Source organism: Citrobacter sp. MGH100, from assembly GCF_001034465.1.
Classification (GTDB): Bacteria; Pseudomonadota; Gammaproteobacteria; order Enterobacterales; family Enterobacteriaceae; genus Citrobacter; species Citrobacter youngae.
In genome coordinates, this window is record NZ_KQ089800.1 from 315,467 (window position 1) to 338,713 (window position 23,247).

The window sequence follows — 23,247 nt, forward strand, 5'->3', positions numbered from 1 at the left end:
CGCCATGACAATAACTCCACAACACCTGATTGCGCTGCTACCGCTGCTGATCGTCGGCTTGACGGTGGTGGTTGTGATGCTCTCCATTGCGTGGCGACGCAATCACTTCCTCAATGCCACGTTGTCAGTCATTGGGCTTAACGCCGCGCTGGTTTCGCTCTGGTTTGTTGGCCAGGCGGGCGCCATGGACGTCACCCCGCTGATGCGGGTTGACGGTTTCGCCATGCTCTACACCGGGCTGGTGCTGCTGGCGAGTCTTGCCACCTGTACCTTCGCTTACCCGTGGCTGGAAGGCTACGACGACAACCGGGAAGAGTTCTACCTGCTGGTGCTGATTGCTGCGCTCGGCGGTATTCTGCTGGCTAACGCTAACCATCTGGCGGCGCTGTTCCTTGGTATTGAGCTTATCTCTCTGCCGCTGTTTGGCCTGGTCGGCTATGCGTTCCGTCAGAAACGTTCGCTGGAAGCCAGTATCAAATACACCATTCTGTCTGCCGCAGCGTCTTCCTTCCTGCTGTTCGGTATGGCGCTGGTGTACGCGCAGTCTGGGAATCTGTCGTTTGTCGCGCTCGGTAAGAGCCTCGGCGACGGCATGCTGAGCGAACCGCTGCTGCTGGCGGGCTTCGGTCTGATGATTGTTGGCCTCGGCTTCAAACTCTCGCTGGTTCCGTTCCACCTGTGGACGCCAGACGTCTACCAGGGTGCTCCGGCTCCGGTTTCCACCTTCCTGGCGACGGCGAGCAAAATCGCTATCTTCGGCGTGGTGATGCGTCTGTTCCTGTACGCGCCGGTTGGCGACAGCGAAGCGGTACGTATCGTGCTGGGCGTGATTGCCTTTGCTTCCATCATCTTTGGTAACCTGATGGCGCTGAGTCAGACCAATATCAAACGTCTGCTCGGTTACTCTTCCATCTCTCACCTCGGTTATCTGCTGGTGGCGCTGATTGCCCTGCAGAGCGGCGAGATGTCGATGGAAGCCGTTGGCGTTTATCTGGCTGGTTATCTGTTCAGCAGCCTTGGCGCGTTCGGTGTGGTCAGCCTGATGTCCAGCCCGTACCGTGGTCCGGATGCGGATTCTCTGTTCTCCTATCGCGGCCTGTTCTGGCATCGTCCGATCCTCGCGGCAGTGATGACGGTGATGATGCTGTCTCTGGCGGGTATCCCGATGACGCTGGGCTTTATCGGTAAATTCTACGTACTGGCTGTCGGTGTGCAGGCTAACCTGTGGTGGCTGGTTGCTGCCGTGGTGGTCGGTTCGGCGATTGGTTTGTACTACTACCTGCGCGTTGCTGTGAGCCTGTATCTGAGCGCACCGCAGCAACTGAACCGTGATGCGCCGTCTAACTGGCAGTACAGCGCGGGCGGTATCGTAGTGCTGATCTCTGCACTGCTGGTGCTGGTGCTGGGTATCTACCCGCAACCGCTGATCAGTATCGTGCAACTGGCGGCGCCGCTGATGTAAGCGACACGTTGGAATAAAAAAACCCGCCTCGGCGGGTTTTTTTATGGGGGCAAGGCTATCAGGCGGAAAGCTGACGGCTCACCAAAGGACCACTAACATCTTTTGCTGCGCGCTCCATCACTTCCTGAATCACAGAAGATAATTCGTTGACCTCGAATTTTGCCACGTAGCCATCGGCCTTAACCCGGCGGACGTGATCTTCGTTGGCGCTACCGGAAAGTGAAGAGTGGATGACGACCGGGATCTTCTTCAGACGTTCGTCGGTTTTTATCTTACGGGTCAGCGTAAAACCATCCATCTCCGGCATTTCCAGATCGGTAAGCACCAGGGCAATCTTCTCGCTGATTGGCTTACCTTCCGCTTGCGCTTCTTCAGATAGCTGCTGAATTTTTTCCCACGCATCTTTGCCGGTGACATGCATCAGATGCGGAATTTCCATCGCGTTCAGTCCTTTCTCCAGCATCGCCCTGGCAACTTTGGAGTCTTCCGCAACAATGGCCACCGCACCCGGCGTGATAGTGAATTTGCTGGTTTTCAGGTCGGTTGCACGTAAATCGTGGTTGGACGGCACAATGTCATACAGGATCTGTTCGACATCAAGCACCAGCGCCAAATTGTTGGTTTCTTTGTCGTCGTCCAGACAAGCAATACTGGTGATGTAGCGACCATTAACGGCTTTCTCAGCAGTGTGCACCTGTTGCCAGTCGAGACGCATAATGTTCTCTACTGACTCCACCGCAAAGGCCTGTACGCTGCGGGCGTACTCTGTGATCAACAGGATATTAAGCCCGGTTTCAGGTTTACACCCGGCGACAGCAGGCAGGTCGATCACCGGGATCACCTGGTCCCGGATATTCACCATGCCTAACAACGGAGCCTTCATGCCGGCAGGGCGTGTAAAGGTCGGCATCGGTACGATTTCACGCAGTTTGAATACGTTGATGCCAAACAGCTCTGATTTCTGCTCCTCAACGGATTTGCCAAGGCGAAACAGCAGCAGTTCAAAACGGTTAGACAGGGTTAGGTTTGTCCTGTCATCAATATCTTTCTGGAAATTGTTCATCCTGTCCTCAGTGTGAAAGCCAGCCTTTCCACTGTTATCGGCACTGAGGCGGAAAAATGGAGCACTAAACGGTGAAAATGGCGAAATCGTGAGCCAGTTCCGTGTCTGGAAAAATCGCTCTGCACTCTTCAAGTAACCGCTGGCAGCCTTTTGCATCGTAGCGTGAGCTGACGTGGGTCATGATGAGTCTGCCCACACCGGCGTCCCGTGCCAGCTGTGCGGCCTGCCGGGTGGAGCTATGCCCGCGGCTGTTGGCTTTTTCCTCCATTGAGGCGTCCAGCGTGGTTTCATGTACCATCACGTCCACCCCTTTTGCCAGTTCAATGGCAGATGCGCAAGGTCCGGTATCGCCGAAAATAGCCACGGATTTCCCTCGGGTTGCCGGGGAGAGGAAATCGGCACCGTTAATCGCGCGACCGTCTTCCAGTACGATGGTTTTCCCGGCTTTCAAATCCTGAAACCACGGGCCCGCTTTAACGCCTGCCGCCTTCAGGGCGCTGGCATTAAGCGCGCCGGGTTTGTCGTGTTCTTCAACACGAAAACCGTAGCACTCCAGTGGATGTTCCAGTCGAAACGCAGTCACTTTGCGCAGGCCGTCATCCACAACCTCACCGGCGGTAATTTCTACAATATCCAGCGGGTAATCGGTCCAGGAGCCGCTCAGACGTAACGCGGTTTCGGTAAACTCTCGCAACCCCTTGGGTCCGTAGAGCGTTAGCGGCTGGACGTTCCCGGCCATTGAACGACTGCACAGTAGCCCCGGTAAACCAAACAGGTGGTCGCCGTGTAAATGGCTGATAAAAATACGATCGAGTTTTCCCGGATTAAATGGCGTGCTAAGCATTTGATGCTGCGTCCCTTCGCCGCAATCAAAAAGCCACAAACCTGCCTGAGTCGGGTGTTGCAGATTCAGTAATATTGCCGTTACATTGCGAGAGCGTGTGGGAACTCCCGCTGACGTACCTAAAAATAGTAATTCCATCTTTACGTTACACTTTTCGCCATCAATGAGGCAGGGTGTTCAGGTTATCACAACAAAGGGGCAGACAATGATCCACTGGCAAGATCTCCATCATGCAAAGCTGAGTGTTCAGGAGCTGTATGCCATTCTTCAGCTTCGCTGTTCGGTATTCGTTGTTGAGCAACAATGTCCGTATCAGGACGTGGATGGCGACGACTTAGTCGGCGAAAACCGTCACATTCTGGGATGGCATAACGATGAACTGGTGGCGTATGCGAGGATTCTGAAAAGTGACGATGATCTGGAGCCGGTAGTAATTGGCCGGGTGATTGTCAGCGAAGCGCTGCGCGGTGAAAAACTGGGGCAGCAGTTAATGACGCAAACACTGGCATCCTGTGCGCAGCATTGGCCGCATAAGGCGTTATACCTGGGGGCTCAGGCACATCTGCAATCGTTTTATGCGAGATTTGGGTTTGTTCCAGTCACGGAAGTCTATGACGAAGACGGGATTCCACACATCGGCATGGCGCGTGAGGGGCATCAAGCGTAAACAGCCCCTGTCGTCTATAGTTAGCGGGTACGTCAATAGAAAGGGAGAATACAATGTCTTTTCATTCTTACGAATCACGTATTGATGACGATTTGGAATTGTTGAGCGAAACGCTGGAAGAAGTGCTACGTTCTTCCGGCGATCCTGCCGACCAAAAATACCTTGAGTTGAAAGCGCGGGCTGAGCTGGCGTTAGAAGAGGTGAGAAATCGCGTTAGTCACGCCTCTGACAGTTACTATTATCGTGCAAAGCAGGCTGTTTGTCGGGCAGATGACTATGTACACGAAAAACCCTGGCGTGGGATCGGCGTGGGGGCGACAGTCGGTTTAGTGATGGGATTATTGCTGGCACGGCGATAAATACAGCGCTGTCATCGCACTCCCTATACGGGGGTACTGCTTTTTCTGCTCAGTACCCCGTATAATGTGAGGTTTTTAACAGGGAGAGGTCCGCGTGCATTCAATCACTACTGCGCTGGAAAGTCTGATGCGTCATTTGTCGCAAGAGATACCAGCCGCACCTGGAATTCGTATTTGCGATATACCTTTCCCTCTGAATGATGCGTTTGACGCTTTAGGATGGCTGGCCAGCCAGCCCGTCTGGCCTCAGTTTTACTGGCAGCAACGTAACGGTGATGAAGAAGCGGCAGTGCTGGGCGCAGTTGCGACATTCTCCTCACTGGACTCTGCCCAACGGTTTTTACGCCAACATGATAATTACCCCGAACTGCGCGTCTGGGGCCTGAATGCGTTTGAGCCGCAGCGCGGTAATTTATTGCTGCCGCGACTGGAATGGCGACGCTGTGCCGGGGTTGCGACCTTACGACTACACCTGTATAGCGACGTGTCGTTGCGTGAAGATGCCGCGCAGGCCGCTGCGTTTATTTCAGCGCTTGCGCAGGTAAAACCGCTTCCCGCACTGCGCCTGAATTTAACCGGTGAACAACACTGGCCAGATAAAGCAGGCTGGACGCGCCTTATTGAGCTTGCCACCCAAACTATTGCCGGGGAAGAACTCGACAAAGTGGTGCTGGCGCGGGCGACCGATTTACAGTTTTCTCAGCCAGTTAATGCCGCGGCGGTTATGGCCTCCAGCCGTCGTTTAAATCTCAACTGTTACCACTTCTATATGGCGTTTTCCGCCGAATCTGCTTTTCTTGGCTCTTCCCCTGAACGTCTGTATCGGCGGCGTGACACGGCACTGCGCACTGAGGCGCTGGCCGGAACCGTTGCCAATCACCCTGACGATCATCGCGCCTGGCAGTTGGGTGAATGGCTGATGAAGGACGATAAAAATCAGCGTGAGAACATGTTGGTAGTGGAAGATATTTGTCAACGGCTGCAGAACTGTACGCAAACCCTCGATGTCCTGCCGCCGCAGGTACTCAGGCTGCGCAAAGTACAGCATCTGCGCCGCTGTATCTGGACTGCGCTCAATCAGGCGGATGATACGCTCTGTCTGGTACAGCTACAGCCTACTGCGGCCGTAGCGGGTATTCCACGCGAGCTGGCGCGCGAATTTATCCAACATAATGAACCCTTTGAACGCGAGTGGTATGCCGGTTCTGCGGGTTATCTTTCACTGCGTCAGAGCGAGTTTTGCGTGTCATTACGTTCAGCAAAAATTAGCGCAAATGTCGTACGTCTGTATGCCGGGGCGGGGATCGTGCGCGGTTCCGATCCTGAGCAAGAATGGCAAGAAATAGATAATAAAGCGGCAGGGTTACGTACTTTATTACAGATGGAAGGATAATGATTTCGTGTATATTCCCGATTCATATCAAAAATCCATTTATTCGATTCTTTATACTGTGTCGCAATATTGATACCGGACAATCTCATGTCAGTAAGCGCATTTAACCGACGCTGGGCGGCGGTCATTCTGGAAGCTCTCACTCGCCACGGCGTCAGGCATGTCTGTATTGCCCCTGGCTCTCGTTCGACGCCGTTGACTTTAGCGGCAGCGGAAAACCCCGCTTTTATCCACCATACTCATTTTGATGAGCGTGGGCTTGGGCATCTGGCCTTAGGTCTGGCAAAAGTCAGCAGGCAACCTGTTGCCGTGATTGTGACGTCCGGTACAGCGGTGGCGAATTTGTATCCCGCGTTGATTGAAGCGGGCCTGACCGGTGAAAAACTGATTTTACTCACGGCTGACCGACCGCCTGAGCTTATCGATTGTGGCGCTAACCAGGCGATTCGTCAGGCCGGTATGTTTGCCTCGCATCCGTCGCAAACGCTCTCTTTACCGCGTCCGACGCAGGACATTCCCGCAAGCTGGCTGGTGTCTACCATCGATAACGCCTTAGCCGCGCTACATAGCGGGGCGGTGCATATCAATTGCCCATTTGCGGAACCGCTGTATGGTGACATGGATGAAACAGGGGTTGCCTGGCAGCAGCGTCTTGGTGACTGGTGGCAGGATGACAAGCCCTGGCTGCGTGAAGCGCGTCGGCTGGAAAGCGACAAACAGCGTGACTGGTTTTTCTGGCGGCAAAAACGTGGCGTGGTACTTGCCGGGCGCATGAGCGCTGAAGAGGGCAAGAAAGTTGCGCTCTGGGCGCAGACGTTAGGTTGGCCGTTGATTGGCGATGTTCTGTCGCAAACCGGACAACCGTTGCCGTGTGCCGATTTGTGGCTCGGGAATTCGAAAGCGGTGGCAGAGTTACAGCAGGCGCAGATTGTGGTGCAGCTTGGCAGCAGCCTGACCGGAAAACGACTCCTGCAATGGCAGGCCAGCTGCGATCCGCAGGAATACTGGATCGTTGATAATATCGAAGGCCGCCTCGATCCGGCTCACCATCGTGGACGCAGGCTGGTCGCGAAGGTTGGCGACTGGCTGGAGCTGCATCCGGCGGAGAAACGCCAGCCCTGGTGTGTGGAGATCCCGCGGCTGGCGAAACAGGCATGGCAGGCGGTAGAAGCCCGCCGTGATACGTTTGGCGAAGCACAGCTGGCACACCGTATTCACGAGTATCTGCCAGAGCAGGGACAGCTGTTTGTGGGCAACAGCCTGGTGGTGCGCCTGATTGATGCGTTGTCGCAGCTTCCGGCTGGTTACCCGGTCTATAGCAATCGTGGCGCGAGCGGCATTGACGGCCTGCTGTCAACCGCAGCTGGCGTACAGCGCGCCAGCGCAAAATCGACGCTGGCTATCGTCGGCGATTTATCTGCATTGTATGACCTGAATGCGCTGGCGTTATTGCGTCAGGTTTCCGCGCCGTTTGTCCTGATCGTGGTCAATAATAACGGTGGACAAATTTTTTCCCTGCTGCCGACGCCAGCAAGCGAACGTGAACGGTTTTACCTGATGCCGCAGAACGTCCATTTTGAGCATGCTGCCGCCATGTTTGACCTCAAATATCACCGCCCGGAGAACTGGGCGCAACTGGAGAGCGCGCTGACGAATGCCTGGCGTACTCCGGTGGCAACGGTGATTGAGCTGGTAGTGAATGAAACTGACGGGGCGCAAACCCTGCAGCAATTGCTGGCGCAGGTAAGTCATCTATGATCCTGCACGCGCAGGCGAACACGGGTCAGGTGGATTTCCCCTGGCTGGTTTTCCTGCACGGATTTTCCGGTGATTGCCGGGAATGGCAGGCGGTCGGTGAAGCATTCCCGGAGTTTTCGCGGTTGTATATCGACCTGCCTGGCCACGGCGGTTCTGCTGACATCAGCGTGAGCGGATTCGATGACGTCAGCGATTTGTTGCGTAATACGCTGCTTAGTTACAACATACTTAACTACTGGCTGGTGGGATATTCCCTTGGCGGCAGAGTCGCGATGATGGCGGCCTGTCAGGCGTTGCCCGGACTGTGTGGTCTGGTGGTTGAAGGTGGGCATCCAGGGCTGCAAAGTGAAAATGAACGCACCCAGCGTCGTCTCTCGGATGGCCGCTGGGCCGCGCGTTTTCGTACTGAGCCGCTGCGCGAGGTGTTTAATGACTGGTATCAACAGCCGGTCTTTTCCTCACTGAATGTCGCGCAAAGAGAGGCGCTGGTCGGGATGCGTAGCCAGAATAACGGGCAAACGCTGGCGGCAATGCTGGAGGCCACCTCGCTTGCCGTACAACCTGATTTACGTGCGCAACTCACTACGCGCACATTTCCGTTTTATTATTTATGTGGTGAACGTGACGATAAATTCCGCGCTCTGGCGATGGAAATGTCAGTACCAAACCATGTGATTCGTAATGCCGGACACAACGCGCATCGGGAAAACCCCGCTGGCGTGGTGGACTGTCTGGCTCAGATTCTGCGTCGCTGACTATAGGACATTTTATGATCTATCCTGATGAAACAATGCTTTACGCACCGGTAGAATGGAACGATTGCTCTGAAGGCTACACCGATATTCTCTACGAGAAATCCACCGACGGTATCGCAAAAATCACCATTAATCGTCCACAGGTACGCAATGCCTTCCGTCCGGTCACTGTGAAAGAGATGATCCAGGCGCTGGCGGATGCCCGCTATGATGACAATATCGGCGTGATTATTCTGACCGGTGCGGGCGACAAAGCGTTCTGTGCGGGTGGCGATCAGAAAGTACGTGGCGACTACGGCGGATACCAGGATGACTCCGGCGTGCATCATCTGAACGTACTGGACTTTCAGCGCCAGATTCGTACCTGCCCGAAACCGGTTGTCGCGATGGTGGCAGGGTATTCCATCGGCGGTGGTCATGTGCTGCACATGATGTGTGACCTGACCATTGCGGCTGAAAACGCCATCTTTGGTCAGACCGGGCCGAAAGTCGGTTCCTTCGACGGCGGGTGGGGCGCGTCCTACATGGCGCGCATCGTCGGTCAGAAAAAAGCACGTGAAATCTGGTTCCTGTGCCGTCAGTACGATGCAAAACAAGCGCTGGATATGGGCCTGGTAAACACCGTGGTTCCGCTGGTCGATCTGGAAAAAGAGACCGTACGCTGGTGCCGCGAAATGCTGCAAAACAGCCCAATGGCGCTGCGCTGCCTGAAAGCTGCGCTGAACGCCGACTGCGATGGTCAGGCGGGTCTGCAGGAGCTGGCGGGTAACGCCACGATGCTGTTCTACATGACGGAAGAAGGTCAGGAAGGCCGTAACGCCTTTAACCAGAAACGCCAGCCTGACTTCAGCAAATTCAAACGGAATCCGTAATGCGTAGCGCGCAGGTATACCGTTGGCAGATCCCCATGGACGCGGGGGTGATTCTGCGCGACAGGCGGTTAAAAACGCGTGACGGGCTGTACGTTTGTCTTCGTGACGGCGAGCGCGAAGGGTGGGGAGAGAGCTCCCCCCTGCCGGGCTTCAGTCAGGAAAGCTGGGAAGAGGCGCAAACTGAGCTGCTGGCCTGGGTGAAGGGTTGGCTACAGGGCGATGCTTCCTTACCGCAAATGCCTTCGGTCGCCTTTGGCGCAAGCTGCGCGCTGGCCGAACTGGCAGGCACTCTGCCAGAGGCGGCGGACTACCGTGCTGCGCCGCTGTGTACGGGCGATCCTGATGATCTGGTGCTGCAACTGGCGGACATGCCGGGTGAGAAAGTTGCGAAGGTCAAAGTCGGTCTGTATGAAGCTGTTCGCGACGGTATGGTCGTCAACCTGTTGCTGGAGGCGATCCCGGAACTGCACCTGCGGCTTGATGCCAATCGTGCCTGGACGCCGCTGAAAGCCCAGCAGTTTGCGAAATATGTCAATCCTGAGTATCGCGGGCGCATTGCCTTCCTCGAAGAGCCGTGTAAAACCCGTGATGATTCCCGCGCGTTCTCGCGTGAAACAGGGATTGCCATTGCCTGGGATGAAAGTCTGCGTGAAGCGGATTTCACCTTCGAAGCCGAAGAGGGCGTGAAGGCAGTCGTCATCAAGCCTACGCTGACGGGTAGCCTCGACAAGGTGCGTGAGCAGGTTGCCGCCGCACACGCGATAGGTCTCACCGCCGTGATCAGCTCCTCTATCGAATCGAGCCTGGGCTTAACCCAGCTGGCGCGCATTGCTGCCTGGTTGACGCCACAGACTATCCCAGGTCTGGATACGCTCAGCCTGATGCAGTGCCAGCAGGTACGCGCGTGGCCTGGCAGTACGTTGCCGTGCATTGAGATTGATGCGCTGGAACGATTGCTATGACCCAGCGGGAAATGCCCGATGGCGCAAGCGCATCGGGCCTGGAACGGTTGTCCGATACGCCTGATTTTACCGACTGGCCGTGGCGTCACTGGCGACAGGCTCGTACTGACGCGCCAGCCTTACGCCTCAACGATGAGGTGTTACGCTGGGGCGATCTCTGTACGCGAGTCGATCGTCTGGCAAGCGGCTTTGCGGCTCAAGGGGTGGGAGAGGGCGATGGCATATTGCTCCGCGCCTGGAATCATCCCCGTCCGCTGCTGGCATGGCTGGCACTGTTGCAGTGTGGGGCGCGGGTTTTACCTGTGAACCCACAGTTGCCTCAGTCGCTGCTTGATGCGCTGGTCCCGGAGTTAACGCTGCGTTTTGCGCTGGATCTGGAAGGCGAAAGTCCGCTCCCGGGGTTGGCACCGCTGCGGATGCTGGAACAGTCTGGCGAGCATGCTGCCGTCTGGTTGCCTCAGCGCTTGAGCACAATGACGTTAACTTCCGGCTCAACCGGACTGCCTAAAGCAGCGGTACATACCTGTCAGGCGCATTTGGCGAGTGCGCAGGGTGTGCTGTCACTGATGCCATTTGGCGAAGACGATGACTGGCTGCTCTCATTGCCGCTGTTTCATGTTTCCGGGCAGGGCATTTTGTGGCGATGGTTGTTCGCCGGCGCGCGTATGACCGTGCGCGATAAGCAGCCGTTAGAGCAGATGCTGGCGGGTTGTACCCATGCTTCGCTGGTTCCCACGCAGCTTTGGCGACTGTTGGTCAATCACACACCGGTATCGCTAAAGGCCGTGTTGCTGGGCGGTGCAGCGATTCCTGTTGAATTGACTGAACAAGCGCGTGAGCAGGGTATTCGCTGCTGGTGCGGTTACGGGTTAACGGAATTTGCCTCCACGGTGTGTGCGAAAGAGGCCGATGGTAAGGCGGATGTCGGCTCTGCACTACCAGGCAGAGAAGTCAGGATTGTTGATGATGAAGTCTGGCTTCGTGCCGCCAGCATGGCGCAAGGGTACTGGCGCAACGGACTGCTTTATCCACTGGTTAATGCGCAAGGCTGGTTTGCCACCCGCGATCGCGGCGTGTTAAAGGATGGCAAGCTAACCATAGTCGGGCGTATGGACAATCTGTTCTTTAGCGGTGGAGAAGGGATCCAACCGGAAGAGGTGGAGCGCGTTATTGTATCGCATCCCCATGTTCTGCAAGCTTTTATTGTTCCAATAGAAGATGAAGAGTTTGGCCACCGCCCCGTTGCGGTTGTGGAGTACGATACTGAAGCCGGAAGACTTGATCTGGCAGAATGGGTGAAAGATAAGCTGGCACGTTTCCAGCAACCCGTTCGTTGGCTAACCTTACCCGCAGAACTAAAAAGCGGTGGTATTAAGGTTTCTCGCCGGGCGTTGCTGGAGTGGGTCCGTACCCGCGGTAAAGCTTAAGAAAACATTAAATTTATCTCGCATAATTGCCATTCCCTGGCCATTGTCCTTTGGTTTATCTGCTAAAGTGTAACCTGGTGTGAAAATCATTAGCAAAAGGTGCGCTATGGAATGGCATGTGAAGAAGTCTTGCTGTAACCAAAAAGCAGGGAGGCTCTATATTGTACTTTGTGATAGCGGTGGTTCGTTGAAAATGTTGGCTGAAGCGCAAGCCAGCGAGCGTGTAAAAGCAGGCGATCTCCTGTCACCGTTAAAAGATGCCCAGTATTGTATTAACCGTGACGCATCGCGAGTGATTAAAATCATTGATGCCAGACAGTATCTCGCCGAAGAATGGGAGCGTCTGCGACAACTGTCTGACGATAAATGATCTCAGGGCGTGTGTTGGCGGGCAGGTAAGAATATGGTCATTAATCCCGCCATAATACACAGCACACCCACCAGGGCTTTTACTGAAAAGGTTCCTTGCCAGCCCGGTAAAATCATTGATGCGATCCACACCAGCACATAGCTGAGGCTGAGCAAGGCATAGGCTTTGCTCAGCGCGAGTTGATGCAGGGCTTTATGCCAGCACATCACTGACAGTAAATAACCTACCAGCCCGCCATATAAGGCGAATGCGCTGCTGCTGGTTGCAAAAACGGCGGAGATAAACGCCAGCGGTTGCAGCATGGGCGGCAGATTATCCATCGCGTAACCCAGACTTAGCTGAGCAACCGACGTAATAATCACGCTACACAGCCCCCAAAAAATGCCCATTACACCGCGCTCCCAAGAATAAAGATGCCGGTGATGAGTAGCCCAACCCCCAACCAGTGACGCGTTGTGACAGGTTCACGCCAGATTTTCCATGCCGCCAGCGTGACCCATACAAAGTTCAGGCTTAGCATTGGGTAGGCGATACCGACGGGAATATTCTGCAATACTGCCAGCCAGAGCAGCATGGCCAGTCCCAGACAGGCCAGCGCCAGACCAATCCACTGCGCGATATAGCGTGTTCGCGCGTGGGCGGGTACCGGGCGGGTGGCCTGCTTCTGGCACAATTGCCCACAGACGCTGAGCAGGCTGGCAAAGACTAAGGTTAGCCAGATCATTTAGGCCTGTACTGAATCAAGACCAGGCGCCCCTGATTGTCGATATAGTCAGCGGGAGGAATGGCAAGCTGATTAATATCCTCATCCTTCGAAATTGACAGCACAAGCGTAATGATCCCTTCCTGACGATGTTGCGCCAACCAGCCGGCAAAGTCATCCCGGCTGACGAAGCGTCCCTGGGCATCCGGATAATTAAGGCCGTATTTTAACTCACCTGTTTGCCCGTACATGTTGATGTCATCGCGTTTCAGGCTCCAGGCCAGGCCAGCGGCAACGCCAACACTGTCGGTGAAAATATAACGGCTCGACTCCATCGACTCTTTGGTCATCTCGACAAAAAACTGTGGCTGTTTGGATTCCATTACCCGGTCAGGTACTGAGAAGCCGAACAACAGCGCCAGTCCCAGCGTGCAGAGCGCTGCTAATTTCCAGTTTTTTTCACTGTTGTTAAGCGTATACCAGCCAAATAGCGTCCAGGTGATAAAGATACCCCATGAGCAAAACACTTTATACGTTTCGATATGCGACCAGACCGGTGTCTTCAACGGTCCGAGCGTGGACACGATAAATGTGGCGACAATACCAATAACACCGAACAGAATGTTGATCCAACCGTTGACGCGCAGGGCTGCAGAACCTTTTTCAGCAGCCTGCAAGCCAAACCGCGCGGTAAGGATTGCCAGCGGTGCGAAGCAGGAAAGAATATAGGTTGGCAACTTCCCTTTGGCGATACTGAAAAACAGGATCGGCATAATAATCCAGCTCAGCAGGTATAAGGCGCTACGTGGTACATCCCGTTCATGCCAGCCGGTTCGCAATGCGCCCGGTAGTAGCCCGAGCCAGGGTAAGGCACCCGCCACGAAAACCGGTATGTAGTACCAGAATGGCGCTTTATGCTGGGCATCATCCTGCGCAAAACGCTGAATATGCTCAATCCAGAAAAAGTAGTGCCAGAAGTCGGGTTCGCGTTGCGCAATCGCCAGTCCCCACGGCAGGACAATGGCAATACAGCTGATAATCGACAGCAGGCCGTAAATAAAGATCTCTTTCCAGCGCTTTTGCACGAAAACCCATGGCAACACGCTGAGGACAGGGACAGCGAGCGCGAGAAAGCCTTTGGTCATCACGCCCATGCCGCAGGTAAATCCTAACAGCAAAAAGGCGACAATTTTACGTGTTCTGGTGGTGGCTTGCATTCCCTCCCAAAAACAGCACATACCTGCCATCAGCCACAGCGCGATAATGGGATCAAGTACCGCATAGGTTCCGATACTGTAAACAGAGAAAAACGTTAGAAAGATGACGGCAGAGAGTAGGGCCGTACGTTTATCACGCCATAGCCGCATTGCCAGCCAGGCGACCAGGAGTGCAGTCAGTAGGGTTGCAAAAATAGCCCCCGCTCTGACGCCAAAGTTGTTTGCGCCAAATAACCATTGCCCGATACTGTTTAACCAGTATCCCGCGATAGGTTTTTCAAAATAGCGTAGTCCTAAAAAATGTGGGACGATCCAGTCGCCAGACGTCAGCATTTCCCGGCTGATTTCAGCATAGCGCGTTTCGTCGGGCTGCCAGAGCAGGCGGCTATTGATGGGTAAAATAAAATACAGTGCAATAAATGCGACAAATGCCAGGGCGTAACGTGCGGATTTCATGATGTCACACTCGCGGGTTGCTGGCAGCCGAGCCATCCCTCTCTGCCGGGTATTTTGCCACGAACGATCTGGCCCGTTGGCAGTGTACTGATATCGTCTGGTAACAGTTCGCCCAGTGGACAAAACGTAATCCCGGCGTCGGCGGCACGAATGAGCAGATCGTCAAATTGCTGCTGAAAAGCAATGCCTTCCACCTCTGCGTGAATCGTGTAGACCGGGGTGCCTTTGTCCCTCTGAATGCGGGAGAGAATATAGTCGTTGAAGTCCGCTGCCTGCACCTCCTGACCAACTACTTCATCCCATGTCGGTAGCGTGACCGGAATTTGTGGTGTCCCTATTTCTCCCGTTTCAAGTACAGGACGGAATAACGATGTCCCCCTGCAATCGCTGTTATAGCGCAGATGGAATGTTTCTTTCGCCTCGACGACGCGCGAGTCGGCACGCCAGCCAGCGACGGCAGAGCAGGTAACGGTTTGGCCGATGATTGTTTCGAGTGCATTAATGCCCCGCGAAATATCATCAATCAGCTGTTTATCGTTCCAGTTGCCACTTCGTGATTGCCAGGCATGATGATCCCAGGCGTGTAAGCCTGTTTCGTGATACCGGGCAGCTTGCGAAATGATGGCCGCATTAGCCAGGCCAATTTCTTTTCCAGGCCAGGCGGTGCCGGCCAGTAAAATGTCCCACCCGTAGAGTGAGGCTGCGTTTGAGCGCAGCATCTTCCACAAAAATTGCGGCTTCACCAGACGCCAGAGATGGCGTCCCATGTTGTCGGGCCCGACGCTAAAAAAGAAACTAGCCCGAACGTTATGCCGGTTCAATGTCTCCAGCAGGCGGGGCACGCCTTCGCGTGTCCCCCTGAATGTATCGACATCTATGCGCAAGCCCACTTTGGTCATGATGTGTGTTCCGTGATGTCCACACTGCGTAAGAAGAAGTCCAGCGTCTCTTCAACCGTTTCTTGCATATCGATTGTTGGTTCCCAGTTCAGGCAACGTTTGGCGTTACGAATACTGGGTTTGCGGTGCTCAACGTCCTGGTAGCCTTTACCATAGTAGCTGCTACTCTCAACGTCGCGGAAACCAGCAAACGGCGGAAAGTGTTGGCGCAACGGATGTTTTTCGAAGCAGGAAAGGAGCATTTCAGCCAGTTCCTGAATACTTGCTTCGTTATCCGGGTTACCGATATTGATGATCTCGCCATCACAGCGCCCGCCGTCGTTTTCAATGATACGGAACAGGGCTTCGATACCGTCACGAATGTCGGTAAAGCAACGCTTCTGCTTGCCGCCTTCAATCAGCTTGATGGGGGAGCCTTCCACCAGATTCAGGATCAGTTGGGTAATGGCGCGTGAGCTGCCGATACGTGCGGCGTTCAGGCTATCCAGACGCGGTCCCATCCAGTTAAATGGACGGAATAAGGTGAAACGTAGCCCTTCTTTTTCACCGTATGCCCAAATAACGCGATCCAGCAGTTGTTTAGAGACCGAGTAGATCCAGCGCGGTTTATTAACCGGGCCGACGATCAGGTTGGAGCTGTCTTCATCGAAGTCTTTATCGGTACACATACCGTAGACTTCAGATGTTGACGGGAAAATGATGCGTTTGCGGTACTTGACACAGTAACGAATAATTTTCAGGTTTTCTTCAAAATCGAGTTCGAAGACGCGCAGCGGGTTGCGGGTATATTCAATCGGTGTGGCAATGGCGACCAGTGGCAGCACGACGTCGCATTTTTTCACATGATATTCAATCCATTCGGAGTGAATGCTGATATCACCTTCCACAAAATGGAATCGTGGGTGTTGCAGAAAACGCTCAATCGCATCGCTGCCAATATCAAGCCCGTAGATTTCGTAGTTATCTTCGCGTAGCAGGCGTTCGGTCAGGTGGTTGCCAATAAAACCGTTAACGCCAAGGATCAACACGCGGGTACGACGTTTGCTGGCGGAAACGGGCTGGCTGTTGAGGCGAGAACCGGCAACCAGACCCAAAACTTGTGCCAGCTGTGAGCCCTGCATGGTAATGCCATCACCCGCTTGCCCGGTAATGATTTCGAGTGCGCCATCGGCACAGGCAATCAGCAATGGCGATACGGAGATAACCGTTCCCGGCAGCGCTGCAGATGTATTTGCACTCTGGCGCGATGACCAGATGGTGAATTTTTGCGTACCGGCATAGCTAAATGCACCTGGCCATGGATCGGACACGGCGCGAACCATGTTATGCAGTTGTGCGCAGGGTTTGTTCCAGTCGATGAAACTGTCTTCCGGCGTGCGGCGACCAAAACAGGTGGCGTCGGCTTCCTGTTGTGGGTACTCCTGAAAATCACCGGCTTTGATGGCTGGCAGCGCCTGTGCCAGTACCTCGCGGGCAGACTGGCATAATTTATGATGCAGGGTTAACGCTACGTCATCGGGGGAAATGGTAATGCGTTGTTGGGCGACGATGGCACCGGCATCTGCGCGCTTGACCATGCGGTGCAGCGTCACGCCTGTTTCGGTTTCGCCATTGACTAATACCCAGTTCAGCGGTGCACGGCCACGATATTTGGGCAGCAATGAGCCGTGCAGATTAAAGGCCCCCGCTGGTGCAAGACGCAGGATCTCATCGCTGAGTAAATGGCGATAGTAGAATGAGAAGATCACATCGGGGGCGAGCTGGGCGATCCGCTCGATCCACAGCGGATGATTGACCTCGTCCGGAGCGTACACCGGAATACCTGCGCTGGCAGCGAGGCGGGAAACTGAGCCAAAAAACGCTTTTTCACCTGGGTTATCGGCGTGCGTAAAAATAGCAGCGATGTCATAACCTGCATCCAACAGGGCCTGAACCCCCTGACATCCCATATCGTGATAGGCAAATACGACGGCTTTCATGCGCGGTTTTCCTCAGTTGACTGCGTGGTTTGTGGACGGATAACGTGTTGAACAAAATAGCGAGGGCGTGCGCGGACATCGTTATAGATGCGACCGATATATTCGCCGAGTAATCCCATGCCAATGAATTGCGCGCCGATAAAGGTAAACAGCACGGCAAACAGCATAAACACACCTTCTGCCGCCCACTGCGGGCCGAGCGTCAGGCGAAGAACAACAAGCAGAACCGACAGGGTAAAGCCTGTGGCGGCAATGATGCTGCCCAGCAGGCTCAACATACGCAATGGCGTGGTGGTCAGGCAGGTTACCAGGTCATACATCAGGTTTATCAGACGCATGAAACTGTACTTAGAGTCGCCAAATTCACGTTCGGCATGGTGTACCGGGATTTCCGTGGCGCGGCGGGCAAAGATGTTAGCCAGGATCGGAATAAAGGTGCTACGCTCCTGGCAATGCAACATGGCATCGACGATGTGACGGCGATAGGCGCGCAGCATGCAGCCATAATCGCCCATGGCTTTACCGGTCGTGCGCTGAATCAGATGGTTGATCATCCGTGAGGCGGTCTTACGAAAGCGGCTGTCCTGGCGGTTCTGACGCACCGTTCCGACGACATCGAAGCCTTCTTTTGCCGTGGCAACCAGCCGCGGGATCTCCTCTGGCGGGTTTTGTAAATCAGCATCTAACGTGATGATCAGGTCGCCCGTGACGTGGCTGAAACCGGCCATAATCGCCGAGTGTTGCCCATAGTTTCGATTCAACAGAATAGAGACAATATGGCTGTTCGGTGCCTGGGAGGCGTCCATCATCAGTTGAGCCGAATTGTCACTGCTACCGTCGTCAATGAGCAGGATTTCATATGCAGTATCCAGTTTTTCGCAGGCGGCGCTGGTGCGCCTGATTAATTCTGGCAGGCTTTCCTGTTCGTTAAAAACGGGAATGACCACCGAGACTTTACTAATCGGTGTGGCTTCAAACATGCTTATTGTCCTGCAATCTGGCGAAGTGCCGTAATGACGCGTTGTGTGTCATCGTCGGTCATGTCGGGAAATAGCGGCAGTGAACATATGCGTGCGCTATTCCATTCGGTATTAGGCAAAGAAAGATCGGTGAAACGTTCGCGATAATATTTCTGCGTGTGGGCCGCGCGAAAATGCAGGCCTGTGCCAATATTTCTGGCCTTTAGTGCTTCCATCAGAGCATCTCTGCTCAGCCCGCAGCGGGCTTCATCCACGCGAATGATGAACAAATGCCAGGCGTGCACATGTGACCACTGAGGCAGGGTGAGCGGTTGAAACGGCGTATCGGCCAGCGCCTGTTGATACTGCTGCGCAATTTGCGCACGGCGTGCGTTCAGACGAGCCAGCTTGTTCAACTGTACCAGGGCGATGGCAGCGTTGATATCAGTCAGGTTGTACTTATATCCCGGCGCGAGAACTTCAGCTTGCGGCGCGCGGCCATAGGTTTGACGGTCATACGCATCTACACCCAGGCCGTGAAATTTCAGGCTGCGAAGCCGTTGAGCGAGCTGGCTGTCGTCAGTAACAATCAGTCCACCCTCAGCACAGGTCACATTCTTGATAGCGTGAAAGGAAAAGATTGCGGTACCACGAGCACCGACATGACGACCCTTGTATAACGTTCCGACGGCGTGTGCTGCGTCTTCAATAACAGGGATTCCATAGCGTTCACCGATGGCGTAAATGGCATCAAGATCGGCTGGGGCCCCGGCATAATGCACGGGAATAATAGCTTTGGTTCGTGGTGTGATAGCGGCTTCAATTTGTTCGGGAGTCACCATCAGCGTATCGCGGTCAACATCGATCATAACCGGTGTGGCGCCCAGCAGGACAATCATGTTGAGTGTAGATACCCACGTCATCGACGGGGTGATCACTTCATCGCCTTCACCCACACCCAGCGCCATTAGCGTAATGTGCATACCTGCCGTCGCGGAACAGATGGCAACGGCGTTTTGGTTTCCTGTGAGCTGGCAGAAAGCGTCTTCCAACTGCTGATTTTTAGGACCCGTGGTTATCCACCCTGAATCCAGAACCGCCTTAACTGCGGCAAGTTCTTCATCACCCATTGCCGGACGGGAGAAAGGCAAAAAGTCAGACATCATTATTCCTTCAAGCCATTTAACGCCACCGCAGTTTTATTTTTAGTGATAAACAGGGGCATCGTTAATTATTTCATCAGGCCACAAAGGTTAAAGACTGAAGGTTAATTTATCCTTAAGAGTTTAAGGTTTGGTGTATAAAGATAAAAACAGGGAGGGGTGATTTATTTATTTGAATATAAAGTGTTTTTAGTCGTTATGACGGCGTTGCTCTCTGTTGATGAATGCTGAGAACAATACCGCTATTGTGAACATCGTTTATATTACGTTTAAACTCGTGGGATTTACAGTAACCCTTTCAAGGTCAACGTTTTACGCGTGGCGATATTTAAGTCGTAGGTGCCAAGATCTTCCGCTTTAACCCAGGCGAAGTCCTGGAACTCTTCGTTAATGTTCACTTCACGATTAGCTGCCACACAATCGAAGATGAGATAAATCATATAAATCTCTTCCTGACTGCCATCGGCATAGGTTTTGGTCCGAATATCGTCGCTGAAGGTCCACGGAGTAATTTCTGATAATACCAGTTGTTCACCCAACTCTTCCCTCACTTCACGACGCAAAGCCTCTTCGATGCGCTCACCTGGCTCAACGCCGCCGCCAGACAGCGCCCACTGACCAGGGAAAACACCGCGATCGTCGGCCATTTTGCACAGTAAAAAACAGCCTTCATTTTGAATGAGTGGGCAAACAATCGTTCTTTGACGCATAAGTCTGTTCCTTGTAGGGGAGGGGCGGAGGAGTCCATTGTTAACACATCTTACCTTTTGCAGGCGACAGAAAAAACGCTTCATTGCTGTTTAAGCCAGCTTTGCCGGGGAAGATGACGTTGTCTGTTGAAAACGGCAATCAGGTGCCTTTTATCGTCTATTTCGGGTAAGAACTTAACCTTACTGAAACATTGCGGGTAGTATTTAGTTACAATATGTCATTGCATCGCTTTTTTAGCTCATTGATTCCTCGCCATCTGGCAGTACAATCCAGCGGTTTTGGGGCTATGTTTTGATTCTTGCTGGAAAGGATAGAAAATGAAAAAAAGTTTATTACTGGGTTTTGCCGGAATGCTGTTTGTTTCTGCGTCGGCGAATGCGATTAGCATTAGCGGTCAGGCAGGCGAAGATTACACCAACCTCGGTTTCGGTATGGGTACTGAGTCCACTGGACTGGCTGTTAGCGGCAACTGGATGCATAACGATGACGACGGTGATGTTGCAGGGCTTGGCCTTGGCCTGAATATCCCTCTGGGTCCGTTGCTGGCAACAGTCGGTGGGAAAGGTATCTATACCAACCCGAAAGACGGTGATGAAGGCTACGCGGCAGCTGTCGGTGGTGGTTTACAGTGGCCGATTGGCGACAGTTTCCGTCTGTTTGGTGAATACTACTACTCCCCGGATTCACTCTCCAGCGGGATCGACAGCTACGAAGAAGCAAATGCCGGTGCGCGCCTGACGATTATGCGTCCGCTGAGTATTGAAGCAGGTTACCGTTACCTGAATCTGGCGGGTAAAGATGGCAACCGCGATAACGCGATTGCTGACGGCCCATACATCGGGGTAAACGCCAGTTTCTAATCGACCAGGCGCGGCGTTCAGTCGCGCCTTCCCCCCTCCATGCGTTATAGTGTTTTCATCATAAAAGCAGGAGAACACGATGTTAAACGTGGAGATGCTATCCACCGGGGATGAAGTGTTGCACGGACAAATCGTCGACACTAATGCCGCCTGGCTGGCCGATTTTTTCTTTAATCAGGGATTACCGTTAACACGCCGCAATACAGTTGGCGACAATCTGAACGATTTGGTCGCTATTCTGCGTGAGCGTAGCGAACATGCTGATGTGCTGATCGTCAATGGCGGCTTAGGGCCGACCAGCGATGATTTGAGCGCACTGGCGGCGGCAACCGCAAAAGGTGAAGGGCTGGTGCTGCATGAAGCGTGGCTGGCCGAAATGGCGCGTTTTTTCCGTGAGCGGGGACGCGTCATGGCGCCGAGCAATCGCAAACAGGCTGAGCTTCCGGCCAGTGCGGAGTTTATTAATAATCCGGTCGGAACTGCCTGCGGGTTCGCCGTAAAGCTTAATCGCTGCCTGATGTTCTTTACGCCGGGTGTGCCGTCAGAATTTAAAGTCATGGTTGAACATGAGATCCTGCCGCGCCTGCGAGAGCGTTTCTCTCTCTCTCAACCCCCGCTATGCCTGCGCTTAACGACCTTTGGTCGTTCTGAAAGCGATCTGGCGCAGAGCCTGGATCCTTTGGTTTTACCGCCCGGGGTGACAATGGGCTATCGCTCGTCGATGCCGATTATCGAGCTGAAGTTAACCGGACCCGATTCCCAACGTGAAGCGATGCTGGCGCTATGGCCAGAGGTGAAACGCGTTGCTGGCCAGAATATGATTTTTGAAGGTACCGAAGGGTTACCTGCGCAAATTGCCCGTAAGCTCCAGGAGCGCCAGTACAGTCTGACGCTGAGCGAGCAATTTACCGGAGGCTTAATTGCCCTGCAGCTCTCTCGCGCCAGTGCCCCGTTGTTAGCGAGCGAGGTAGTGCCATCTCAGGAAGAAACGCTGGCGCAAACGGCGCACTGGATAACCGAGCGACGCGGCAATCATTATGCCGAACTGGCGCTGGCGGTATCGGGTTTCGAAAACGAACATATTAACTTCGCACTGGCAACACCTGACGGCACGCATGCCTTGCGGGTGCGACTCAATGCAAATCGCTATAGTTTGGCTGTTCGTCAGGAGGTTTGCGCAATGATGGCGCTTAATATGCTGCGGCGTTGGCTAAATGGTCAGGATATCGCCGGGGAACACGGCTGGATCGATGTGGTGGAATTCCTGACGGTTTGATTAGTGGCAGGGAAGGTTACAAACCTTCCCTGTCTGACTCACGCTGTGACATCGTCTGGCAACAACCCGGTAATTAACTGAACCAAATCACGATCAATTCCTTGTTCCAGCATCATGCGAGCGATCCGTATTGCTTCTTCTTGCGTACCTTTTTGTACTCCTTGTTCCAATCCTTGTTCCAATCCTTGTTGTAACCCTTGTTGCAGCCCATCGTGGTGGCCTTCTTGTCTGAGTCTCTCTGCGATTGTCATCAGCCTCTCCTTGTTATGAGGGGAACGTTCGGCAACTTTATGGATAAATTCGTTGACGTGAGAAACGTCGCCGTACCGTAGCAGATAATTAAATAGCGTCTGTAGCTGGCTGTCATTAGCGGTGCTTGTAACTAATAACGAGACCAGTCGGTCCACTAATCCCATCAAATCGCGATCGCGGATATGTTTTTGCATCAATTCAAGCAACGCAACACGCCGATGTTGCGCGATTTCATCGTCAGGAATCACGGTAATGTCGACCAGCGGAAAAGCTTCTGAATAAAGTTGTCGCGCCAGTTGTGGGTTGTCAAATTCATCCAGCCAGTTGAGTGACCAGGGATAGGGACTTTGTTGACCGTGATAAAACAACATGGGGATCACCAGCGGCAGCGTTTTATTCCCGGCATCAAGATGATGCTGCATCGCAGCGGTGGCATAGCGCATCAGGCGGAATGCCATGTGCTGCACAGCTGTACTCTGATGTTCGATGACACAATAGATATAGCCATCACCTTCGTGGGTCTTTAGCGACCACAATATGTCGGAGTAGTACGCGCGGAGATCCTGTTCGATAAAACTGGTGGACTCCAGCTTCAGCGTTTGCAAATTGCAAATCTCACGTAATGTGACGGGGAGGTGAATCTCCAGAAAATCCCGGGCCATCTCAGGATAAGAAATGATCTTTTTAAAAACCGCATCATGCGGTGTGGATGTGGTGGGTTTAGCCATGGTAGTCCGTCACCAGAAAGAGAAGGTGGCGTGACGGTATCCACTTTTCGCAAGTGCTGCATATGAGAAATTGATTCTTTGCGTGGGTGAATCAGAGATAAATACGCCCGAC

At 53.7% G+C, this 23,247-nt stretch carries 23 protein-coding genes; 12 read left to right on the forward strand and 11 right to left on the reverse strand.

Annotated features, from left to right (window positions below; genetic code table 11):
* Positions 1-4: 4 nt before the first annotated feature.
* Positions 5-1,462 (forward strand): NADH-quinone oxidoreductase subunit NuoN, encoded by a 1,458-nt coding sequence (nuoN, locus tag SK32_RS01500; protein WP_048211072.1) that lies wholly within the window; start codon positions 5-7, stop codon positions 1,460-1,462.
* Positions 1,463-1,520: 58 nt separating this feature from the next.
* Here the strand turns inward: nuoN and SK32_RS01505 are convergent, their stop codons facing one another.
* Positions 1,521-2,525 carry a chemotaxis protein gene (locus tag SK32_RS01505; RefSeq protein WP_048211073.1) on the reverse strand — a complete coding sequence of 335 codons (1,005 nt, stop codon included), beginning with the start codon at positions 2,523-2,525 and terminating at the stop codon, positions 1,521-1,523.
* A 64-nt stretch (positions 2,526-2,589) separates the two neighbouring features.
* Positions 2,590-3,507, reverse strand: a complete 918-nt coding sequence (gene rbn / locus SK32_RS01510; protein ID WP_048211074.1) for a ribonuclease BN — start codon at positions 3,505-3,507, stop codon at positions 2,590-2,592.
* 67 nt (positions 3,508-3,574) lie between these two features.
* Between rbn and SK32_RS01515 the strand changes: the two genes are divergently transcribed.
* The 9 genes from SK32_RS01515 (at position 3,575) to pmrD (ending at position 11,932) form a co-directional block, all read left to right on the forward strand.
* On the forward strand, positions 3,575-4,036 hold the full coding sequence (locus SK32_RS01515; protein ID WP_048211075.1) for a GNAT family N-acetyltransferase: 462 nt from the start codon (positions 3,575-3,577) through the stop codon (positions 4,034-4,036).
* Positions 4,037-4,089: 53 nt separating this feature from the next.
* Positions 4,090-4,395, forward strand: coding sequence for a stress response protein ElaB (gene elaB, locus SK32_RS01520; RefSeq protein ID WP_048211076.1), 306 nt, complete (start codon positions 4,090-4,092; stop codon positions 4,393-4,395).
* Between the two features lie 94 nt (positions 4,396-4,489).
* The gene (gene menF, locus SK32_RS01525; RefSeq protein WP_048211077.1) at positions 4,490-5,788 is read left to right on the forward strand and encodes an isochorismate synthase MenF; all 1,299 of its coding nucleotides are present in this window, start codon (positions 4,490-4,492) and stop codon (positions 5,786-5,788) included.
* 87 nt (positions 5,789-5,875) lie between these two features.
* Positions 5,876-7,546: a 2-succinyl-5-enolpyruvyl-6-hydroxy-3-cyclohexene-1-carboxylic-acid synthase gene (gene menD, locus SK32_RS01530; protein WP_048211078.1), complete on the forward strand. Its 1,671-nt coding sequence runs from the start codon at positions 5,876-5,878 to the stop codon at positions 7,544-7,546.
* Positions 7,543-8,301 (forward strand): 2-succinyl-6-hydroxy-2,4-cyclohexadiene-1-carboxylate synthase, encoded by a 759-nt coding sequence (gene menH, locus SK32_RS01535; protein WP_048211079.1) that lies wholly within the window; start codon positions 7,543-7,545, stop codon positions 8,299-8,301. Before menD ends, menH begins: the two co-directional genes overlap by 4 nt.
* A gap of 14 nt (positions 8,302-8,315) precedes the next feature.
* Positions 8,316-9,173 (forward strand): 1,4-dihydroxy-2-naphthoyl-CoA synthase, encoded by an 858-nt coding sequence (gene menB, locus SK32_RS01540; RefSeq protein ID WP_048211080.1) that lies wholly within the window; start codon positions 8,316-8,318, stop codon positions 9,171-9,173.
* On the forward strand, positions 9,173-10,135 hold the full coding sequence (menC, locus tag SK32_RS01545; RefSeq protein ID WP_048211081.1) for an o-succinylbenzoate synthase: 963 nt from the start codon (positions 9,173-9,175) through the stop codon (positions 10,133-10,135). Before menB ends, menC begins: the two co-directional genes overlap by 1 nt.
* On the forward strand, positions 10,132-11,562 hold the full coding sequence (menE, locus tag SK32_RS01550) for an o-succinylbenzoate--CoA ligase (RefSeq protein WP_048211082.1): 1,431 nt from the start codon (positions 10,132-10,134) through the stop codon (positions 11,560-11,562). The genes menC and menE overlap by 4 nt, the downstream gene beginning before the upstream one ends.
* Before the next feature lie 106 nt (positions 11,563-11,668).
* Positions 11,669-11,932: a signal transduction protein PmrD gene (gene pmrD / locus SK32_RS01555; RefSeq protein WP_048211083.1), complete on the forward strand. Its 264-nt coding sequence runs from the start codon at positions 11,669-11,671 to the stop codon at positions 11,930-11,932.
* Positions 11,933-11,934: 2 nt separating this feature from the next.
* Here the strand turns inward: pmrD and arnF are convergent, their stop codons facing one another.
* From arnF to nudI, 8 genes are all read right to left on the reverse strand, one after another.
* Positions 11,935-12,321, reverse strand: coding sequence for a 4-amino-4-deoxy-L-arabinose-phosphoundecaprenol flippase subunit ArnF (gene arnF / locus SK32_RS01560; protein ID WP_048211084.1), 387 nt, complete (start codon positions 12,319-12,321; stop codon positions 11,935-11,937).
* On the reverse strand, positions 12,321-12,656 hold the full coding sequence (gene arnE / locus SK32_RS01565) for a 4-amino-4-deoxy-L-arabinose-phosphoundecaprenol flippase subunit ArnE (RefSeq protein WP_048211085.1): 336 nt from the start codon (positions 12,654-12,656) through the stop codon (positions 12,321-12,323). The genes arnF and arnE overlap by 1 nt, the downstream gene beginning before the upstream one ends.
* Positions 12,653-14,308, reverse strand: coding sequence for a lipid IV(A) 4-amino-4-deoxy-L-arabinosyltransferase (gene arnT / locus SK32_RS01570; protein WP_048211086.1), 1,656 nt, complete (start codon positions 14,306-14,308; stop codon positions 12,653-12,655). The genes arnE and arnT overlap by 4 nt, the downstream gene beginning before the upstream one ends.
* A complete protein-coding gene (gene arnD, locus SK32_RS01575) occupies positions 14,305-15,207 on the reverse strand; it encodes a 4-deoxy-4-formamido-L-arabinose-phosphoundecaprenol deformylase (protein ID WP_048211087.1) in 903 nt (300 codons plus the stop codon). Before arnD ends, arnT begins: the two co-directional genes overlap by 4 nt.
* On the reverse strand, positions 15,204-17,186 hold the full coding sequence (gene arnA, locus SK32_RS01580; RefSeq protein WP_048211088.1) for a bifunctional UDP-4-amino-4-deoxy-L-arabinose formyltransferase/UDP-glucuronic acid oxidase ArnA: 1,983 nt from the start codon (positions 17,184-17,186) through the stop codon (positions 15,204-15,206). The genes arnD and arnA overlap by 4 nt, the downstream gene beginning before the upstream one ends.
* Positions 17,183-18,166 (reverse strand): undecaprenyl-phosphate 4-deoxy-4-formamido-L-arabinose transferase, encoded by a 984-nt coding sequence (gene arnC, locus SK32_RS01585; RefSeq protein ID WP_048211089.1) that lies wholly within the window; start codon positions 18,164-18,166, stop codon positions 17,183-17,185. The genes arnA and arnC overlap by 4 nt, the downstream gene beginning before the upstream one ends.
* Positions 18,167-18,168: 2 nt before the next feature.
* Entirely contained in the window at positions 18,169-19,308 is a 1,140-nt protein-coding gene (arnB, locus tag SK32_RS01590; protein WP_048211090.1) for a UDP-4-amino-4-deoxy-L-arabinose aminotransferase, read from the reverse strand.
* Between the two features lie 284 nt (positions 19,309-19,592).
* Positions 19,593-20,018, reverse strand: coding sequence for a nucleoside triphosphatase NudI (gene nudI / locus SK32_RS01595; protein ID WP_048211091.1), 426 nt, complete (start codon positions 20,016-20,018; stop codon positions 19,593-19,595).
* A gap of 318 nt (positions 20,019-20,336) precedes the next feature.
* On the opposite strand from nudI, the gene SK32_RS01600 reads away from it, so the two are divergent.
* The gene (locus tag SK32_RS01600; protein ID WP_048211092.1) at positions 20,337-20,879 is read left to right on the forward strand and encodes a YfaZ family protein; all 543 of its coding nucleotides are present in this window, start codon (positions 20,337-20,339) and stop codon (positions 20,877-20,879) included.
* Between the two features lie 79 nt (positions 20,880-20,958).
* Positions 20,959-22,155: a nicotinamide mononucleotide deamidase-related protein YfaY gene (locus tag SK32_RS01605; RefSeq protein WP_048211093.1), complete on the forward strand. Its 1,197-nt coding sequence runs from the start codon at positions 20,959-20,961 to the stop codon at positions 22,153-22,155.
* Positions 22,156-22,193: 38 nt separating this feature from the next.
* Here SK32_RS01605 and SK32_RS01610 read toward each other — a convergent pair whose 3' ends face one another.
* A complete protein-coding gene (locus SK32_RS01610) occupies positions 22,194-23,135 on the reverse strand; it encodes an Rpn family recombination-promoting nuclease/putative transposase (protein ID WP_048211094.1) in 942 nt (313 codons plus the stop codon).
* Between the last annotated feature and the right edge of the window lie 112 nt (positions 23,136-23,247).

Coding starts and splice junctions, on each gene's coding strand:
- menC (WP_048211081.1), top strand. CDS start 9,173: ATGCGTAGCGCGCAGGTATACCGTTGGCAGATCCCCATGGACGCGGGG.
- menD (WP_048211078.1), top strand. CDS start 5,876: ATGTCAGTAAGCGCATTTAACCGACGCTGGGCGGCGGTCATTCTGGAA.
- arnC (WP_048211089.1), bottom strand. CDS start 18,166: ATGTTTGAAGCCACACCGATTAGTAAAGTCTCGGTGGTCATTCCCGTT.
- SK32_RS01610 (WP_048211094.1), bottom strand. CDS start 23,135: ATGGCTAAACCCACCACATCCACACCGCATGATGCGGTTTTTAAAAAG.
- arnB (WP_048211090.1), bottom strand. CDS start 19,308: ATGTCTGACTTTTTGCCTTTCTCCCGTCCGGCAATGGGTGATGAAGAA.
- menB (WP_048211080.1), top strand. CDS start 8,316: ATGATCTATCCTGATGAAACAATGCTTTACGCACCGGTAGAATGGAAC.
- SK32_RS01605 (WP_048211093.1), top strand. CDS start 20,959: ATGTTAAACGTGGAGATGCTATCCACCGGGGATGAAGTGTTGCACGGA.
- elaB (WP_048211076.1), top strand. CDS start 4,090: ATGTCTTTTCATTCTTACGAATCACGTATTGATGACGATTTGGAATTG.
- pmrD (WP_048211083.1), top strand. CDS start 11,669: ATGGAATGGCATGTGAAGAAGTCTTGCTGTAACCAAAAAGCAGGGAGG.
- arnT (WP_048211086.1), bottom strand. CDS start 14,308: ATGAAATCCGCACGTTACGCCCTGGCATTTGTCGCATTTATTGCACTG.
- SK32_RS01505 (WP_048211073.1), bottom strand. CDS start 2,525: ATGAACAATTTCCAGAAAGATATTGATGACAGGACAAACCTAACCCTG.
- SK32_RS01600 (WP_048211092.1), top strand. CDS start 20,337: ATGAAAAAAAGTTTATTACTGGGTTTTGCCGGAATGCTGTTTGTTTCT.
- arnE (WP_048211085.1), bottom strand. CDS start 12,656: ATGATCTGGCTAACCTTAGTCTTTGCCAGCCTGCTCAGCGTCTGTGGG.
- arnF (WP_048211084.1), bottom strand. CDS start 12,321: ATGGGCATTTTTTGGGGGCTGTGTAGCGTGATTATTACGTCGGTTGCT.
- arnA (WP_048211088.1), bottom strand. CDS start 17,186: ATGAAAGCCGTCGTATTTGCCTATCACGATATGGGATGTCAGGGGGTT.
- menE (WP_048211082.1), top strand. CDS start 10,132: ATGACCCAGCGGGAAATGCCCGATGGCGCAAGCGCATCGGGCCTGGAA.
- menH (WP_048211079.1), top strand. CDS start 7,543: ATGATCCTGCACGCGCAGGCGAACACGGGTCAGGTGGATTTCCCCTGG.
- rbn (WP_048211074.1), bottom strand. CDS start 3,507: ATGGAATTACTATTTTTAGGTACGTCAGCGGGAGTTCCCACACGCTCT.
- SK32_RS01515 (WP_048211075.1), top strand. CDS start 3,575: ATGATCCACTGGCAAGATCTCCATCATGCAAAGCTGAGTGTTCAGGAG.
- nudI (WP_048211091.1), bottom strand. CDS start 20,018: ATGCGTCAAAGAACGATTGTTTGCCCACTCATTCAAAATGAAGGCTGT.
- arnD (WP_048211087.1), bottom strand. CDS start 15,207: ATGACCAAAGTGGGCTTGCGCATAGATGTCGATACATTCAGGGGGACA.
- nuoN (WP_048211072.1), top strand. CDS start 5: ATGACAATAACTCCACAACACCTGATTGCGCTGCTACCGCTGCTGATC.